This window comes from Gilliamella sp. B3817 (assembly GCF_026536705.1).
GTDB lineage: Bacteria > Pseudomonadota > Gammaproteobacteria > Enterobacterales > Orbaceae > Gilliamella > Gilliamella apicola_I.
This window is the reverse complement of sequence record NZ_JAFNNV010000004.1, coordinates 160,382-175,917: the sequence shown is the minus strand read 5'-3', so window position 1 is coordinate 175,917 and position 15,536 is coordinate 160,382. Positions and strand designations below refer to the sequence as shown.

The window sequence follows — 15,536 nt, the reverse complement described above, 5'->3', positions numbered from 1 at the left end:
ATTAACTAACTACAAAGTATAATTTACCTATGCCTTAATGAATTCAAATGTTTTATTAACTTTAAATTTTTAGTATTATGCAAACGTTAAGAACGCACATTCCAGAATTCAGAATCGGGGAAGTTCCTGGTTCAATTTTGAAAGACTTTCAAATTTTTGTTAGTCGAAGTCAAACAGCCGAAAAAGAAGTATGCTACAAATTGTGTGCTTATATCAACGGAATGCGTATTAAAGAAACAGAAACGATTATAACTGAACAAGTTTATCGGCAGAATTTTCAAAGTTATTTTGATTCTTCTATCCTGTTTTATAATGCGTTGGAGTTGATTGGATTCGACAAATTTGTTCTTGGAGGTTTGACAACGAATTAAATTTTAATTTAATTCACCCCCCAGTTATTTATTTAACTGGGGTTTTATTGCTTGATATAGGTGAAAATTATCAAAAAATTATTTAAATTGTCAGTTATATTTTATTCACTTAATCTAAAACTAATTTGATATAAAAATTATCTACAAGTTTTACGCAATTTACACCATTGCTCTTTCAATAAAAAAGCTATTTAATTACTGAAAATCTCTGATAACTTAATATCAAATCAAGCTAATAAACTAGCTATATAACCAGCACTAATGTTAATGACGTTTTGGCAGAAAGATAAATTAACCAAATAAAGGTATGATTAAGTATCGATCAATAAACTATGGAAGTTATATAAATAGTCATTACAAGATAAACAAAACAAAAAATGGCAAATTCTATCAAATCTTCTATTTTAATTTATTAAACAAAATTAGCATTCCCATAATTTTTATAACTGACAGTGGCGTTAGCGTTGCCTACTGTCTACATAAAACAGTTTTTGAGAAATAAATAATTTGAATTATATGAATTATCGGTATAATATAGATTCTGAGTTTTGTCAACTCCCATGTGAGGTGCACATATTAAACAAAAATAAAAATTTAAGAAATGAATGATTTACTATTTAAAGGCTTCTTATATGAAAGTCGTACAGGTGAAATCTCAGTAGCAGTTTATACAGATATAAATTCTACTTGTTATCGTATAGCCATAATAGGCTCGAAATCAGAACAAAGAGGTGAAAGCATTTTTGCCGACTATACTAAAGAAGAGTATGAGCAATTTATTTTATCTGTTTGTCGGAATAAATATCGATTATTAAAAGCTTATGAAGCTTCTGGTTATACATTAGATGTCGATGATATTAATAAGCTTATCCGAAAAATGGAAAAAAGGGCTGAAATAAAAAGATTGATAGTCAGATTCTCGATTATTGCTTTTAATGTTATTTGGATTTTATTGATAATTTTGTTATTGGGACTATTTTTTTCTTATATCTTTTAATTGTTCTAAACAGACCCCGGTAATTCAACTGGGGTTTTTTATTATAGTAAGCATGAATGATTTCAAGTGAGAAACATTTAACAAAATGTCACTTATATCAATCCAAACTAGTTAAGCGTAATCGAAAAAAATACTTTTCAAAAAAAGTGATTGATTATTCAACCGATTGAAAATAATGTTCAATCAAGACATATTTATTTAGTAGAAAGCAGGAATATTGTGATTTTCGTTATCAACTTTATGGGCTTTCTTAATAGATAATTTTTATGGATGTTATTGACTTAAGTCGATTATCAATATAATATAAAAAAGTTAATTATTAAAATTAACTGACTACAAAAGTATAATTTAACTATGCCTTAATGATTTTAAAATTTTTAAATAATAAAAAAATTAAATCATGCAAAAAAGAAGAAGTACAAAAAGAAGAGTTCGCGAAATCGAAATGCTTTCGAGTTCAATGTTCCTAGCGGTGACAATCTCAGTTAATCGAATTGAAGAAGACAATCAATACTCATTGATCCTTTGTAAGAATAGACAAATCATTGAAAGAACAGAGGTTATTATAAGTGAACAAGTTTTTAAAGAGAATGTCGATACTTATGATGATCAATATATAAGGTTTGTTAAAACCTTTAGGTTGTTTCCTTCTAATTCTGTTAAGATTGCCATCTTTATAGAAATATCTTCTAGACTCAGAAAATTAAATTAGTTTAATTTTATCTAACCTCAATTTATTAATTTAAATTGGGGTTTTATTGTTTGATATAAGTTGACATTGACATCAAATTATCAAAATTGCCAATCATATTGTATCTAATTAATCTAAAATAAAATTGATTTAAAACAGAGATTTATATATAAATTTTACGCAATTCACACCATTGCTCTTTTCAATAAAAAGTTATTTTTTTACTGAAAACCTCTGATAACTTAATATCAAATCGAGGTGATAACCCGCTAACATCAAACGTAATAACATTGATGACGTTTTGGCTGAAAGATAAATTAATCAAGTTAAAATGTGATTAAGTATTCAATAAACTAACCGATGAACAAATAATTTGGATAGTAGAATTGATTAAAATACATTAGGGATAAAAAAATATTGAAATTTATAATTATCGGTATAGTATAAAAACAGGTTGCTTTAATTCACAGTATTGAATTAAATACTACCTACTGGTGAGGTAATTCACAAAATTTAATTAATTAAAATCTTATTATGATGTTTAAAATTAACGGATTTCTATCCGAAAACAGTGAAAATGGAATATCGATAGCAATATTGATGAATCCAGATCGTTCGATGGTCAAATTAGTGGCAATGCGAAATGACGAAAAAATTGAAGGTACAACTGAAGTTGAATTAACTTCAGCGCGTTTTGATGAACTGATAGCTGATTATCCTGACATATCAAAACGTTTGTATCATGTCTTTGACATGTGTAAAGTGGACAAGGATTTTTTATCACCAAGTGTAATTGTTCGAACAATAGCTAGGACTGATTCAAAATCTAAGAAATATTTACTAAGTAAGGAAGATCGTTTACATTTCGAATTTATGCTGATAATTGCTTTATTTATGGCTTTGTTTTATTTGTTAGGTAAATGGCTTCATATTTTTTAGATAGAATTTCCTTTATCTGTCAAAAGTTTTTTAAGATCATCTTGAATTTAATTAATTGATCTAAATAAACCTCAGTTATTTAACTGGGGTTTTTTTATTACATGATTAAAACAAAAGTCTTGTTGAGGTAATACTTAGAATAAATTAAAGAGTTAATATGTGATCTAAAGCAATATTAAGGTAACTTAAGAATATTTCAAATCTAGTTTGTTTTAATGCTAATAGATGTTAATTAAAGGTTATGATTAATTGTTATTATTTGCAAATGAAAATGTATTTAGAATTTGTGTGTTATTATCAAAAAATCTTATTATAAGTTAAGAAAAATTGAAACATTTTTGTTATCGGTGTAATATAACTATTGAGTTTCTGTTAACTCCCAGGTGTGGTACACACAATTTTAATCATTAAAAAAATTAAAAAATGAAACATTATGATTTTAAAGGCTATTTATTCCTAGATAGTCAAAGTGAAATGTCATTAGGAATTTTTGCAAATGCAGATCTTACTATTTATCGCATAGTTTTGATGCGTGGAAATGAAATTGTTGAAGATTCACTTATTTTAGAAATGCCTAAAACGCTTTATGATGAGGCTGTTAGTAAGGATCCTCATATTGTAAGTCGTATTTTTCAACAGTTCTATTTGTGTAGATTTATGGAACATGTCAAATCTTTACACTTAGCAAAAAAGGGGATAAAGCCGTTTTTATCGTCTTTATTTAATGGGTTGAAAAGAGGTATGTTATTGATTATAGATTCTTTTAAAAGAAAAAATAAGAATCTATAGAAGAATCTACAAAAAGAGATTTAAATTTCAAACACGAATTTGAACAATTTGGCGAACAAAAAATGACTTCAGAGCAATCACGTTTAACGTTATCACTAGTGATGATTCTGATTATCATGATGGCTACCTTAGTTTATTTGGTTTCTAAATCGTGTTAATTTATTTTTAATACTTTTTATTGATCCAAAAGAACCCCAGTTATCTAACTGGGGTTTTTATTATATAAAGCATGGTGAGTTTGAGAAAGGAACATTAAACAAAATATTCCATATACCCATCGAAAGTAGTTAGTAACGATCCCTAAAAATACCTTTCAAAAAAGTAAATAATGATATAAACAAATAAAATGATATTTAATAAAGATATATCTATATTTATAGAAAGTAATAATATTATGAATTGGAATAACAATATTATAGACTTATTCAATTCATAATTTTTAATCTTTTTATTGATTTAAGTCGATTATCTATATAATATTAAATAGAATTAATTTTAAAAAAATTAATTTACTACAAAAGTATAATTTACCTATACCTTAATGAATTTAAATTAATAATTAATTTTAATTACAAATTTATGAATCAAAAAACAAACAACGACAAGAAATTAATCGAATTCGGATATATTCCTTGTCTAAATTTGCCAGAAAGAATTGACATCTTCATTTATGAAATCGAAGAAACTGAGATGTACTTATTGGTACTTCGTATTAATGGAAATCCCATTAAAACAACAGTAACGATAATAAGTCAACAAGTCCTTAATGACCATTTATCTGGTATTTCAGGTCTTGAATTGTTTGATGAAACAGTGAAGTTGTGTAATGTCTTTACACGCATAATAGTCTTTCTTAAAAAGTTATATTATGTTTAAAAATTAAATTTTAATTTTAATTTAATTCACCCCCCAGTTGTCGATCTAACTGGGGTTTTTATTGCTTGACTTAAGTAAAAGTCGTCATGGAATAATTTAAATAGTCTATTATAAAATATCTCATCAATCCAAAGCTATCTTGATTTAAAACTGAAGAATTATTTAAAAGTTTATGAAACTCACAACTTACTTTTTAATAGAGAGCAAAAATATTATGAATTCAAATCTCAATATTATAGGCTTTATTAACTAATAACTTTTATAAGTGTTATTGACCTAATTTGATAATCTATATAGTATAGAATGGAATTAATTTTTAAAATTAATTTGCTACAAAAGTATAATTTATCTATACCTTAATGAATTTAAATTATTGTTAAATTTTAATATTAAACTCATGAAAAAAAGAAGTGACGACAAGAAATTAACCGAATTAGGTTATATTTCCTGTCCAAATTTGAAAGAAAGAATTGACATCTTTGTTTATCGAATTGAAGAAATTAAGAAGTTCTTATTGGTACTTCGTATTGATGGAAAAACAGTTAAATCAACAGAAACTACGATAAGTGAACAAGTCTTTATTGACAATCTAGCGGGTGATTTTACTCTTGAAACCTTGTTTGTTAACGCTGTGGGATTGTGTAATATCAATGCACGCATGATACTCTTTCTTATAAAATTTTCTTCTGTTCTCAAAAATTAAATTTTTAATTTATTTTACCCCTCAGTTATTGGTATAACTGGGGTTTTTATTGCATGATATAAACGAAAATCGTCATGAAATAGCTTGAATAATCAATTATAAAGCATTTAATCAATCCAGAGTCATCTTGATTTAAAACTAAAGAATTATTTAAAAGTTTATGAAACTCACAACTTCCTTATTAATAGAGAGCAAAAATATTATGAATTCAGATATCAATATTATAGACTTTCACAATTAATCACTTTTAGGAATGTAATTGACTTAATCCGATTATCTATATAATCTAATCTAGAATTAATTTTTAAAATTAATTTACTACAAAAGTATAATTTACCTATGCCTTAATGAATTTAAAAATTTTATTAACTAAAAAATATTTAAATCATGAAAAAAAGATTTAGACGTATGCCTAGAGGAAAATTTAATTATGGTTGTTTTTCTAGTGAAGAGGTAAAAGGATGTGAAATCTTAGTTTATACTTATTTCCCTTACTTAGAATACTCATTGGTTCTTCGCTTTGATGAAGATATCATTGTTAGTGAAACTGAAACTTTTATAAGTAAAAGTGATTATTTTGATAATTTCAAAGATTATTTTGATTCTTATACGAAGTTTCATATTGCATTGAAGTTGATGAAATTAGATTTAAATAAGATTCGCGATTTACATCAAACATGGTCTCAATCCAAAAAATAAATTAAATTTTTAATTTATTTTACCCCCCCAGTTATTGATTTAACTGGGGTTTTTATTGAATGATATAAGGGTTCATTGCCTTGAAATTATCAATCATATTGCATCTAATTAACCCAAAGTTACCTTGATATAAAAATAAAATTATCTACAAATTTTACGCAATTCACTTCACTCCTCTTTCAATAAAAAAGCTATTTAATTAGCTGAAAACCTATGACTAATTAAAATCAATTGGGATGATAACTGGCTAATTCAGTTAATATTAACGCTGATTGCGTTTTGATTGAAAGCTAAATTGATTCAATATAGTTTAATAAACTAACTGAAGAAATAAAAAAATGATTACTGTAGAATTGAGTAAAAAACCTTAGGTATTAAAAAATATTGAAATTTCAGAATTATTGGTTTAGTATAAAAGTAGGTTAGTCTAATTCACAATGTTGAGTTATATAACTACCTACTGGTGAAGTATTCACAAATTTAATTAATTTATTCCATTATGTCAAATTTTGTAATAATCGGATTTTTATCCGAACAAAAAGAAGAGGGAGTATCAATAGCAATATTGATGGAACCTGATCGTTCGATTGTTAAATTAGTAGCAATGCGAAACGGCAAGAAAATTGAAGGTACTATTGAAGTTAAATTAACCTCAAAGGATTTTGATAGACTGTTATATGATTATCCAGATCCAACAGAGCGTAAGTATTATGTCTATGGCTTGTGTAAAGTAAATAAAAATGTATTATATCCTAATACGTTTCGTACTGTACCGAGAAATCATAGAACGCTAGAACATGTATTTATACATATACTCTTCTTTATTTGTATATCTGGAATTCTGGCTTGTTTACTCTTTGGTTTAGGTAAATTTGTTCTATATATAGTAGAATTTTTTTCTTGGCCATAGTTTTGGAATTTTATTAATTCAACAAAATAAACCTCAGTTATTTAACTGAGGTTTATTATTAAAGTTTGGTCTTTCATGAATAGTTATCATTATTGCGCAACAAATTAAAATTCTATAGCAAATAAAGACTACGATGAATAAATAGGTTACTCGTATAAATATGATACTTTTAATAACTTTAAGACTTTTAACAGGTAATCTTTTAAAGATTTAACAAAACTATTGAATTAATTAAATAATATATCTTTATAAATTATCAATCATATTGCATCTAATTAACCCAAAGTTACCTAGATATAAAAAATAAAATTATCTATAAATTTTACGCAATTCATTTCACTCCTCTTTCAATAAAAAAGCTATTTAATTAGCTGGAAATCTATGATTAATTAAAATCAATTGGGATGATAACTGGGTAATACAGTTAATATTAACGCTGATGGTGTTTTGATAAAAAGCTAAATTGATTCAATATAGTTTAATAAACTAACTAAAGAGATAAAAAAATTATTACTGTAGAATTGAGTAAAACACTTTGGGGGATTAAAAAAATATTGAAATTTAACGATTATCGGTCTAACATAAAAACAGGTTAGTCTAATTCACAATGATGAATTATATAACTACCTACTGGTGAAGTAATTCACATGCCTAATTAAAAAAATTGCATTATGTCAGATTGTAAAATCATCGGATTTTTATCCGAAAACAGTGAAAGGGGAGTATCAATAGCAATATTGATGGATCCTGATCGTTCAATTGTTAAATTAGTAGCAATGCGAAACGGCGAACAAATTGAAGGTACCATTGGAGTTGAATTAACTTCAAAGCGTTTTGATAGACTGATAGATGATTATCCTGATCTAAAGAAACGTAAGTATCATGTCTATGGCATGTGTAAAGTGGATTACAATGTATTATATTCTGATACATCTGATGAAACCACAAATGAAATTAGTTCAAATTCTAATGATCATCTACGGATTGAAAATAAAATCGTCGATGCACTTGCAACTACTTTGGCGTTTCTTTTCATAATAGGATTAGTGTGTATTTCTGTTTATCTTATAGGCAAATTCGCACTTGCTATATTAGTGTACATTTTTGACCATTTGAAATTTGATTAATCTAACCAAATAAACCTCAGTTATTTAACTGGGGTTTATTGTTATAGTTTGTTCTTTCATAAATAGTTATCATTATTGCGCAACTAATTAAAATTCTACAGCAAATAAAGACTACGATGAATAAATAGGTTGCTCGTATAAATATGATACTTTTAATAACTTTAAGACTTTTAACAAGTAATCTTTTAAAGATTTAACAAAACTATTGAATTAATTAAATAATATAATTTTATAAATTAAAATCCAATATAACAAGATAAAAAACAAGTTAAATTATGCACTTTTTATTGATACACTTCTAAATTAAACACAAAACCCTAACATCATTGTATTCTATGTTTTATGATAGAATATATGTTTAGTTATTTGCTTCATAATTTAATTACCGCTTTAAATCTGGTACATAAATGAAATCAACAAACAATAAATTTTCTGTAGCACCCATGCTTGATAGGACAAACTAACCTTTATTTAAAGGTTTTATACTATGCTTGGGTTCCTATTGGGAGCCTGACCCAGACAATAAAAAACCGGAATATTCCGGTTTAATCAATAATATTTTTAGTCTAGGAATGTGTGAGTTCAACTTCCCTTTTGGCTTCATCTCGCTTTCTATCAATAAAGTCTGCCAGATCCTTAACGTGAACAATTCTTGGTGCTTTTTGTCCTTGATCAAGTCTAAAAGAGGGTAGTGCTAATTCACCACAATTTGCTTTTTTATTTGCGGTTTCGGGTTTCATTCCAAGATAGCGTTCGGCGATTTGAGATAATGGTATTGTCGGCGTGCCAAATTCGGCCATAAGTAAAAATACTGTATTCATTTTAATACTCCACGGTTATCGTTATCTGCACTTAACGATGTTTAATGATTTAGATTTGATTAATATTTGGTTTTATTTAATTCATAAGCTACACACATTTGTTCTGCATCTCTCAATACATCATGTAATGCATGATGTTTAGTAAAATTAAAATTTGTTTTAAAATCTTTAATATATCCCTTATTACTATTAGTTAATGCATCAATATAAGTCCTGATATCACGCACGTTATAAAACTTCCACGGCACTTCTAAATCAAGCGATTTATATGCATTAACCAGAATGGCCTCATCAAATGACGTGCCTCTAAAATATAAATGAACATCATCATTATTACTGAGTTTGTCATTGAGATATTTACTCAAATTTATCAGTGCCTGTCTTGGATCCCAGCTATGACCTATAAACGGTGAATAGTCATTGTTTTTCCAAAAATCAATGGTTTCTGCTGATATAGAGCGACCTCTTAAAATTTGAGGCAATAAATGGAGGTTATAATAAAACGATTGATTTTTATTTTGTTCACTTGAGCGTAACATGTGATTTATGGAAATCATTGTTTCTTTTAAATTGAATTTATTGAACGAGAACGCACCAATTGACAAAATCACCGCTGTTGGTGCTGTATCTAGTGTTTCAATATCAATAATAACTGTATTAATTGTCATGCTAATTTTCTCCATGTTCGCTATATTTAGTCATGTTTAGCCCTTAATGTTTCAGCGTAACACTTTAATTCTGCTCGATATAGCTGTTTGAGTGCATCAGTACCAATCGGGTAAATATATATTTTGCCGTCAGCTTTTTTTAGGGCTTCTTCAATCCCCTGAGCTTTGATTTCATTGATTTCTTGTTCTAAATATACGTTTAAACCTCTGTTCCATTCATTAGATAGAATTGTTTCAAAAAACTCCTTCTTTGTTATAGAGCCAGTATCAAGGCAAACGGAGCCACAACAAATAAAAAGTAGCAATTTTTTAATTTTTTTTGACAAACTCTCAAAATCACGGTCAACGTTAAAATATTGGTTTAATTTATCTTCGTTCCATCTAATGTCCTTATAATCACCATCGAATTTACATGTAGTGAACTGGTTAACAAATTCGTCAATGTATTCGGGGTTTGGAACGTCATTTATTAATTTAGATATAATCTCAGACTTACCCTCTTGGTATCGCGTTTCTTTTTCAGCTTCCTGTTTTTTAATTATTGTTAGTAGGTGTTTGACTACAAGTACGTAATCCTCATATTCAACATACTTGCCTGATGATGGATCACCTGCAATCAATCCACCTAATAGCGTATATCTTCTTATCTCCTCCGCTTGTAAATGGCAGCGTTTTAATTGTTCAGTCATAATTAATCCTTAAAATAAATTATTTAACTTTTTACTTTGCTTTTTTCATATTCATAATCAGTCATAAAATTATTAAAAACGTTTTTACTATTAATCATTTTCATGACAACTTGTTCCGTAATTTCAGTTGTATTTGGTGTAGCTAACCAGAATTGAGTTAATCTATGTAATGGGTTGGCCGTTTCCCACAGATCAACTTGAAATTCAGCAAGGTAATCAGATAATTCATGTGTAAAGTATTCATTAGCAGTTATAAACGTATCTGTTTTTAAATACTCTCTCTTCATCTGATCTCGACATATAACACCAGCCATTATTTGCCACTTATAACGGACTTCATTTAACATACGGGCTTCAAATGATTTTGGTTTAATTTCAGAACCCTTGTAATAGACAAACACATCAACCGCAGTAATATCTAAAATCATATAATCTTTGGCCACAATTTTAGATATCTGCTGATATTTCAACGTTGGGTTATATTTTTTATTTCGCCTTTTTTTCATTGTCTTAATTTCAAAAACTTAAATCTAAATCCAATCCCAATTGACAGGAAAACAATTCACATGATTCAGAACATGATCCAGAATCGTAACCTCCACGCCCTCTAATTGTTGCTACAATTTCATCTCGTGTATGGTTTTGGTACATTGCCATGATTGAAATTAACGAATTGTTACCTCTGTACATAATTTTATTAGCCTGTTGCCGACGCTCTACAACACGGACGTCGGGGTCGTTGATCAGATTGATAAAATCCGTTGCCATTTTTGGCTCGTCACGGGTGGCTAGAGCAATTTTATTAACGCTTTTTTTGATACAAAAAACACAGTTTCCGAGATGTTCTGGTAAATCTAAATCAAACGGCTGAGTTCCCCACCAGTCGATAACGTCCCGTTTATCAAAATCGCAAATATCGGCTAAATATTTATAACCCTGTTTGGGTTGTAATCGTCTAGGCTCGTCAGCTCGAATGCCTAGCCAAGTTGTATAGTTACCGTTGCCGTACGTCTCGTTACAATATCGTGTGAACGGCTCGAGTTTCAGAGTGCGAGTACAGAATGCGCCGTGAACGTACGGCGTTCCATATTTATAGCAAACGTCCCGAAACGGCTGTAAATCCGGTTTGAGTTCGTCTAGTGTTATCACGCGATACGAGTTTCCCTGTCCTAATTCAGGATTAACAACTACACGTAAACACGTTAATTTTATTCCCCAATGTTTGACTGTATTTTTTATAAACTCATAGGTTTTCGGGTGTTCCGCCCCCGTATCAAGAAAAACAAAATCCGTGTCGGGGTAGTCGTTTTTCATCAAATGAACCAGTAGTGCAGAAGAGCGCCCCCCACTAAAACTAACAACATTTTTTGGTAATAATTTCATATCGAGGTCCCTGTATTCAAGGAACATAGCTCTATAAAGCGCTCCAAAAATAGGTTGTACGCAACGTTGCTTGGAAGAGGTTCAATTCTTTTATTCAACAACGGGACGTTTCTTAACATTGGCCATTCTTTACCGTCATTGGCTATATCACGATGCTCTGTTGCTAATAAAATTAAATCGGCTCGCTTAACTTCAGCTGACATAACTACTGGTAAATTAAATTTTTGGCGAATAATAAGATCAACATAATTCTCAATCTTTTGATAATCGGGTAATAATTTTTTTAGCGGAGAAGGTATATCTTTACAATATGCTTCTACAGCATCATGCAGTAGGGCTTCAAGTTTAAATTGATCCGGCACTATATAACTACATTCTACAGAATGTTGTGCAACCGAATAAAATCGGTCCAGTTGTCCAGTAAACCGGCACTCATGAGACAGCCCTTTGGCTATATCTTCAATACAGATTGCATTGGCGATAGGGTTTTGGTAATCAAAATGTAACCCAGAATGGGTTGTAATCCAAGTCATATAATACTCCACATTTAATTAATAACGTCTGCACTCGTTATTTAGTTACTACAATTTGCACTACAATATATTCCAAAAATTATTCACTTATGAATGAAAATAATTTATTTAATTGTTTATGATCGTTAGCTATATATAATTCTTCTAGCCCAACCCAATGAGTCACGATTTTTCGCCATCTTTCGCTTTTAGATTTCATCAAGTGAAGTCTACCTTCTAATTCAGGCACTGATTTTATTAATTCAATACACCTACCAAGATCACCTATATCTAAAGGATGAGCATATTGATAGGGATAGATTCCCGTTGTCACACTTGCAAGATATTTACTACTTTCGCCTACATTGTCTGATGCAAACCATCTAATTAAATTTAGATATGATTCAATAGTACTAAGATTTAAATTTCCCATATTTACTCCGTTTTTTCAGTCCAATAACTGGCGCTATAATAACCGTTGTTTTCACACTCCAAATGAACCCTACCTGTAACATTACCATTACCGTGATGGTCGTAGCTAAAATATTTCATAATGCCTCCTCAGGTAGTGGAATTTCATTTAAATAAATCCAATATTTTGCTTCCCCATCTACTGAATACATCCACTTTTTTGTAAATTTATTAATCCAATCTTTATAAAAAAATGGTTTGTTATTATGAAATGACACCACTAAGCACATGGACGGAAATCCGTCGTCATCTACCAGCGTTGGCAATTCCCGCTTAACATCACGCCAATTTAATTTAGTAATTTGATTGATTTTTTTGCTCATTTTTTTATCGCAAGGACCTAGTAAAATCTTTAATCAACGTAGCTAATTCATTAGCAACTAAATAAAAATCCGCTTCTATTCGTTTAGCTTTATCATCCAGTGAAATATCGCAATTTTCATATCTCATTTCAGATGAATAATTAATTTTAGAAAAAACTAACTCGGTATTTACCGTAAACACTGTTCTCTGTTGATATGAAAACGACAGTGACTTGATTTCATGACCTGAATTAAGATAGCTTTTAACTTCATCAGCTGTTAAATTCTCGTCCATAAGTTTCACTTTTCCATTTCCCTCCAGTGGATCCTCTAGTAGCGCATCATTCAGAATAAAAAAGTTAGCCGGAGGATTGTCATTTAAAACCCATTCTTTTAACGTGGATGATATATTATTTTCAATAGAAAGAGGTTTTAGTGATAATGCGCCTAATTCTTTTCTTATCGAGGCAAGAACGTCCTCGGATTTTTTAAAGCTGGCTGTTTCTATCGCGATAAATTGATCGCGATAATTAATCCAAACATAGGTGTATTGATCTTTAGTGAAAGCGACTGGTAACAATTCAACCATAATTTCATCTTTGGCTGTTAGCTTTTCACTGCGAGTTAATTTACGGCCCAATTTTTGTTCTAAATGCTTAATTCGTTCAGCTTGTTTTTTCTTAATAACAGAACCTGGTAAAATTTTACTTTCGGTACGTACTTTTAATAACGTGTGGCCATGGATATCTAGTTTTAATGAATCATCATCGACAGGGGATACAAAACCGTGTTTGATAGAATCCAATGGTCCGCACGGGGTGAACGCCATATTTTTTAGCGTGTCGTCGTCTAAACGTTCAATGCTGCTGTTGTTTTTATCGAATTGATAGATAATGAGGTTTTTGAAAAACATATTTAATACTCCACATTTTTATTTTATCTTTCTGCACTAAGATATATTTAATTAGTCGTAATCGTTTGGGTAAACAATGTCGTCTACGTCACAGTCAAATACCAGTTTTGATTGACCGTAATAAAGCGCGATCATTACGTTTTGATATTTTGTATTGGTTGGTTGTAATAATTCCCCTATGCGGCGGCCAACAATTTTTGCTGCATAAACGTTATAAACATAACAGTCATCTTGATATAATTTACCTTTTACTTTTTCGTCTAAACGGCGACACGCGAGATAGTTGTCCAATGAGTGTTTGCTTCTTTCTGATAAATAACCCTTTTCAGGTCCCTTATCAAAATAGATATGCATGTATTCATTGTCATAATCGCTTTCCTCAATCCGGATGTCTGGTCTATCCCATCTGTTCTCCTCTGCCTCCTCGACGTATTCCTCAACAAACGCCTCCAGCAAATCAGATAGATAAATATATTCAGGTATGGGGTATTCATTAATTATGTCATTAAGCATTTTTGTTGCTGTATCTACAAAATGTTGCTCAACACCTGATGACATCCATTGCTGTTGAAGTGAGTTGACAATTAATTGATTATATTTAGGAAGGGAAATGATATCTTGAATATTGGCTGGTAATGCTTTTTTTACTGCATTTCTTAGTATTTCACCAAAATCTCCATAGGATCGAAATTCACTATCGATTATGTCTTTGAATAGTTTTTCTATTGCATTATCAATTATTAATGCTGGTTTATCACTGTTATTAAAGCGGTCTACACCGTCCATTAACAAGTCTTTTAATGTTTTATCTTTCATTTTTCACTCCACACGTGTTGTAAATCAATTTCTATTTTGTGGGTCTACTGCATTAGTCCCACAATTTCGGTTATTTAAATATGGCAATCATATAAACTAAAAAATTCATGATACGGTGCTAACTGTTCGTATGGATTATTTCCTATAACTAAAACTGCAAAATGGCTCATAACAATACTCCACAAATTTAAAAAAACGCTCTGGTCTGCACTCCGAGAGCGTGCGATAACTCCACTTCATTAACTGGAATCAAGAACAGCATTAACCAAGTGTACTAGATGCCTATCTTTATACTTGTTAGGCTCAAGTTTCCTTTTTTGTCACCACAACAATAAGGAATTATGATATAATTTAGATAACCACAACATATAAACAAGGAATAAAAATGAAAAAATCTACAGCGGAATATATAGCTTTGAATATGGTAAATAACATACTTAAAACAGATCCTTCTGCCTTTATCTATAAAGGCAGTGATGCTAATACTACTGCAAACTATATTGCTGATTTTATTAAAACACTTTCAACACGACTAGCTACTGATTGTGATGATCAGAAGATTTATCCTGTGGATAAGAGTTAATATAATCTATAGCTTTGCAAGCTTTTGATGCTAACAGTTCTGCATCTAAATCTTGCTTGGCTATACTCATCAAAATAGCCTTTTTTATTTTCACTTTATCTCCTAATGACAAGTGTTTCTTTTTTTCAACCATATGACCTTAACCTCCCATTTTAATAAAAATACATTTGGTTAATGCTGTTCCTGATTTTTAAAGAGCGATCATACTAGTGATTATTTATTACTTTCCAAAACCGCTGTACTTTCATATGCCTCAGCTAGCTACTTGAACCTTGT

19 protein-coding genes are annotated in these 15,536 nt (G+C 29.8%); 9 read left to right on the top strand and 10 right to left on the bottom strand.

The window, feature by feature from the left end; all coding sequences use genetic code 11:
* Positions 1-77: 77 nt before the first annotated feature.
* From J3U36_RS07125 to J3U36_RS07090, 8 genes are all read left to right on the top strand, one after another.
* Positions 78-371 (top strand): hypothetical protein, encoded by a 294-nt coding sequence (locus J3U36_RS07125; RefSeq protein ID WP_267359631.1) that lies wholly within the window; start codon positions 78-80, stop codon positions 369-371.
* Positions 372-972: 601 nt separating this feature from the next.
* Positions 973-1,368, top strand: a complete 396-nt coding sequence (locus tag J3U36_RS07120) for a hypothetical protein (RefSeq protein ID WP_065559467.1) — start codon at positions 973-975, stop codon at positions 1,366-1,368.
* Between the two features lie 1,225 nt (positions 1,369-2,593).
* Positions 2,594-2,998 (top strand): hypothetical protein, encoded by a 405-nt coding sequence (locus tag J3U36_RS07115; RefSeq protein ID WP_065559469.1) that lies wholly within the window; start codon positions 2,594-2,596, stop codon positions 2,996-2,998.
* A gap of 423 nt (positions 2,999-3,421) precedes the next feature.
* Complete coding sequence (locus J3U36_RS07110) at positions 3,422-3,787, top strand: hypothetical protein (protein WP_065559470.1); 366 nt, start codon at positions 3,422-3,424, stop codon at positions 3,785-3,787.
* A gap of 1,273 nt (positions 3,788-5,060) precedes the next feature.
* Positions 5,061-5,366, top strand: a complete 306-nt coding sequence (locus J3U36_RS07105; protein ID WP_267359628.1) for a hypothetical protein — start codon at positions 5,061-5,063, stop codon at positions 5,364-5,366.
* Between the two features lie 408 nt (positions 5,367-5,774).
* Complete coding sequence (locus tag J3U36_RS07100) at positions 5,775-6,065, top strand: hypothetical protein (RefSeq protein WP_267350730.1); 291 nt, start codon at positions 5,775-5,777, stop codon at positions 6,063-6,065.
* Between the two features lie 499 nt (positions 6,066-6,564).
* Positions 6,565-6,975 (top strand): hypothetical protein, encoded by a 411-nt coding sequence (locus tag J3U36_RS07095; RefSeq protein ID WP_267380493.1) that lies wholly within the window; start codon positions 6,565-6,567, stop codon positions 6,973-6,975.
* 671 nt (positions 6,976-7,646) lie between these two features.
* The gene (locus J3U36_RS07090; protein ID WP_267380495.1) at positions 7,647-8,102 is read left to right on the top strand and encodes a hypothetical protein; all 456 of its coding nucleotides are present in this window, start codon (positions 7,647-7,649) and stop codon (positions 8,100-8,102) included.
* 566 nt (positions 8,103-8,668) lie between these two features.
* On the opposite strand, the gene J3U36_RS07085 is transcribed toward J3U36_RS07090, so the two are convergent.
* The 10 genes from J3U36_RS07085 to J3U36_RS07040 all read right to left on the bottom strand — a co-directional run bounded on the left by J3U36_RS07085 (position 8,669) and on the right by J3U36_RS07040 (position 14,677).
* Positions 8,669-8,923, bottom strand: a complete 255-nt coding sequence (locus J3U36_RS07085) for a pyocin activator PrtN family protein (RefSeq protein WP_267380497.1) — start codon at positions 8,921-8,923, stop codon at positions 8,669-8,671.
* 59 nt (positions 8,924-8,982) lie between these two features.
* Positions 8,983-9,591: a 3'-5' exonuclease gene (locus J3U36_RS07080; RefSeq protein WP_267380499.1), complete on the bottom strand. Its 609-nt coding sequence runs from the start codon at positions 9,589-9,591 to the stop codon at positions 8,983-8,985.
* 26 nt (positions 9,592-9,617) lie between these two features.
* Complete coding sequence (locus tag J3U36_RS07075; RefSeq protein WP_267331415.1) at positions 9,618-10,280, bottom strand: hypothetical protein; 663 nt, start codon at positions 10,278-10,280, stop codon at positions 9,618-9,620.
* Between the two features lie 23 nt (positions 10,281-10,303).
* Positions 10,304-10,786, bottom strand: a complete 483-nt coding sequence (locus tag J3U36_RS07070; protein ID WP_267380501.1) for a hypothetical protein — start codon at positions 10,784-10,786, stop codon at positions 10,304-10,306.
* 10 nt (positions 10,787-10,796) lie between these two features.
* Complete coding sequence (locus J3U36_RS07065; protein WP_267380503.1) at positions 10,797-11,663, bottom strand: phosphoadenosine phosphosulfate reductase family protein; 867 nt, start codon at positions 11,661-11,663, stop codon at positions 10,797-10,799.
* The gene (locus J3U36_RS07060; RefSeq protein ID WP_267380505.1) at positions 11,660-12,196 is read right to left on the bottom strand and encodes a hypothetical protein; all 537 of its coding nucleotides are present in this window, start codon (positions 12,194-12,196) and stop codon (positions 11,660-11,662) included. Before J3U36_RS07060 ends, J3U36_RS07065 begins: the two co-directional genes overlap by 4 nt.
* Positions 12,197-12,275: 79 nt before the next feature.
* Positions 12,276-12,608 carry a hypothetical protein gene (locus J3U36_RS07055; protein ID WP_267380507.1) on the bottom strand — a complete coding sequence of 111 codons (333 nt, stop codon included), beginning with the start codon at positions 12,606-12,608 and terminating at the stop codon, positions 12,276-12,278.
* Positions 12,609-12,723: 115 nt separating this feature from the next.
* Entirely contained in the window at positions 12,724-12,969 is a 246-nt protein-coding gene (locus J3U36_RS07050) for a hypothetical protein (protein WP_267380509.1), read from the bottom strand.
* Positions 12,970-12,973: 4 nt separating this feature from the next.
* Complete coding sequence (gene rdgC, locus J3U36_RS07045) at positions 12,974-13,861, bottom strand: recombination-associated protein RdgC (protein WP_267380511.1); 888 nt, start codon at positions 13,859-13,861, stop codon at positions 12,974-12,976.
* 51 nt (positions 13,862-13,912) lie between these two features.
* The gene (locus J3U36_RS07040; RefSeq protein ID WP_267380513.1) at positions 13,913-14,677 is read right to left on the bottom strand and encodes a hypothetical protein; all 765 of its coding nucleotides are present in this window, start codon (positions 14,675-14,677) and stop codon (positions 13,913-13,915) included.
* A gap of 385 nt (positions 14,678-15,062) precedes the next feature.
* Between J3U36_RS07040 and J3U36_RS07035 the strand changes: the two genes are divergently transcribed.
* Positions 15,063-15,260: a hypothetical protein gene (locus tag J3U36_RS07035; RefSeq protein ID WP_267380515.1), complete on the top strand. Its 198-nt coding sequence runs from the start codon at positions 15,063-15,065 to the stop codon at positions 15,258-15,260.
* Positions 15,261-15,536 lie beyond the last annotated feature (276 nt).